The sequence below is a fragment of the Acidithiobacillus sp. TH-A36 genome, from assembly GCF_057473445.1.
Genome location: NZ_JBYCKP010000585.1, coordinates 1 through 2,415 on the forward strand (window position 1 = coordinate 1; position 2,415 = coordinate 2,415).

5 protein-coding genes are annotated in these 2,415 nt (G+C 50.6%); all 5 read right to left on the bottom strand.

Annotated elements, in window-relative coordinates; translation table 11 throughout:
• On the bottom strand, positions 1-550 hold a 550-nt coding region (locus tag AC2VLY_RS14785; protein ID WP_486892082.1), incomplete at its 3' end, for a proton-conducting transporter transmembrane domain-containing protein.
• Position 551: 1 nt separating this feature from the next.
• Positions 552-869, bottom strand: a complete 318-nt coding sequence (gene nuoK / locus AC2VLY_RS14790) for an NADH-quinone oxidoreductase subunit NuoK (protein ID WP_029316355.1) — start codon at positions 867-869, stop codon at positions 552-554.
• Positions 869-1,465: an NADH-quinone oxidoreductase subunit J gene (locus AC2VLY_RS14795; RefSeq protein WP_024893602.1), complete on the bottom strand. Its 597-nt coding sequence runs from the start codon at positions 1,463-1,465 to the stop codon at positions 869-871. The genes nuoK and AC2VLY_RS14795 overlap by 1 nt, the downstream gene beginning before the upstream one ends.
• A 16-nt stretch (positions 1,466-1,481) precedes the next feature.
• Positions 1,482-1,973, bottom strand: a complete 492-nt coding sequence (nuoI, locus tag AC2VLY_RS14800; protein ID WP_010641710.1) for an NADH-quinone oxidoreductase subunit NuoI — start codon at positions 1,971-1,973, stop codon at positions 1,482-1,484.
• Between the two features lie 10 nt (positions 1,974-1,983).
• Positions 1,984-2,415 (bottom strand): complex I subunit 1/NuoH family protein (locus AC2VLY_RS14805; RefSeq protein WP_486892081.1); only part of this gene is annotated, 432 nt, incomplete at its 5' end.

Below are 2,415 nucleotides of genomic sequence, written 5' to 3' on the forward strand. Positions count from 1 at the left end.
GATTGACAATAAATGCCTTCAGGGCGGCGACATTGGCGCTTTCGCGCTGGAACCAGAAACCGATGAGCAGATAGGAAACCAGACCCACCGCTTCCCAGCCAAAAAACAACTGGAGAAAATTGTTGCTCATCACCAGCATGATCATGCTGAAAGTGAACAGGGAAATATAACTGAAAAAGCGGGCATAACCAGGATCACCATGCATGTAGCCTATGGTGTACAAATGCACGCAAAGCGACACAAAAGTAACCACCACCAGCATCAGCGCGGTCAGGCTGTCCACATCAAACCCGATGGGTACTTGCAGATGGCCGAGCACAGCCCATATATAGATATTGCCGTAAAAATCGACCCCATGCAGGGTCTGAAACAGTACCGCGAGGGCCAGATAAAAAGAGACGGTAACCCCCGTCAAGGGCGCCCAGTGCGCTTGTTCCTGCAGCTTCCAGCCGCCAAAACCAGCCACCAGAGAACCGGCCAGCGGTGCCAACGGAATAATCAGGTACACAAGGAGAGGCGGAAAGGCATTCAACCAGTCAAAAACCCACATATCAGCCTCTCAACTCGTCAATATCTTCTACGTTGATACTCCGGCGGTTCCGGAAGTAAACCACCAGAATGGCCAGACCAATGGCTGCTTCAGCAGCAGCTACCGTCAGGATGAAAAAAACAAAAACCTGCCCTTCGAGATTACCCAGATAGCGGGAAAAGGCCACCAGATTGATATTCACTGCCAGCAGCAGTAATTCAATGGCCATCAGCAAAATAATCACGTTTTTGCGGTTCAGGAAAATCCCCACCACACCGATGGAAAACAGGATAGCCCCGAGTATCAGATAAGCGGCGAGCGTTGGTTGTCCACCCATCATCATTGTTCTGGCCCCCGCAAATTCACCAGGCTGATGCGGTCTTTGGCACGCACTGCCATTTGCGCATCAATACTCTGGGTTTTAGTGCCCTGGCGACGCCGCAAGGTCAGGGCAATAGCCGCAATAATCGCAACCAGCAAAATCACCGCCGCAATTTCAAAGGGATATAAATAATGAGTGTAAAGCAATACTCCCAGGGCGCGGGTATTATCTGCATTGGCAGGAATAGGGCCGGGAGCAGGAATATGGCCCAACGGCGAAGTCCAGAAAACCACGGCCAGTTCCAGCACGCCCAGAATGGCAATGGCCAGCCCCAGCGGCAGGTAACTCAAAAACCCTTCCTTGAGACGGGTCAAATTAATATCCAGCATCATCACCACAAACAGGAAAAGCACCATGACCGCGCCCACATAAACCAGAATCAGGATCAGACCCAAAAATTCTGCGCCCAGCAAAATGAACAGGGCGGCGGCATTAAAAAACGCCAGCACCAGAAAAAGCGACGCATATACCGGATTTCTTGCCGTGATTACCGCTGTCGCAGAACCCAGCAATATCGCCGAAAAAAGGTAAAAAAGAATAGTGGTTATGATCATAATGATTATTTTCCTGTCAACGATATGCGCGGTCTGCTTCGCGATCCGCTGCCAATTCTGCTTCCAGACGATCACCATTGGCGAGGAGCATATCCTTGGTATAAATCAGATCACCACGAATTTCGCCGTGATAGGACAACACCCGACTTTCGACAATGGAATCCACCGGACAGGATTCTTCACAAAGACCACAAAAAATGCACTTGCTCAGATCAATGTCATAACGGGTGGTGCGGCGGGTTCCATCATTGCGTTGCTCACTTTCAATGGTGATCGCCAATGCCGGACAGACGGCTTCACATAATTTACAGGCGATACAGCGTTCTTCACCGTTTTCATAACGGCGCAGGGCATGCAGCCCCCGAAAACGCGGAGACTGGGGCGTTTGTTCTTCGGGATACTGCACGGTAATTTTGCGGGCAAAAAAATACCGGCCGGTCAGCTGCATACCGCGCAGCATTTCCGTCAGGAAAAAAGTCTTGAACCACTGCTTTGGGCGAATTTGCATATTGTTCTCCTCAGCGCAGAATGGCACGCATGGGTGTTTCCAGGGCAATACCCACTACCACAATCCAGGCAATGGTTACCGGAATGAACACTTTCCAGCCCAGGCGCATGATCTGGTCATAGCGATAGCGTGGGAATGTTGCACGAATCCACAAAAACACATATAGCAGAAAAGCGGTTTTGAGCAGCAACCAGACCAGGCCGGGTATCCAGGTCAATAATGGTGTGTTGATGGGTGCATACCAACCGCCCAGAAACAGGACCGTCGTCAACAACGACACAAAAATCATGTTGGCATATTCCGCCAGGAAAAACAGGGCGAAAGCCATTCCAGAATATTCCACATGGAAACCGGCGACAATTTCCGACTCGCCTTCCGCTACGTCAAAAGGTGCGCGGTTGGTTTCCGCCACACCGGAAATAAAATACACCAGAAAAAACGG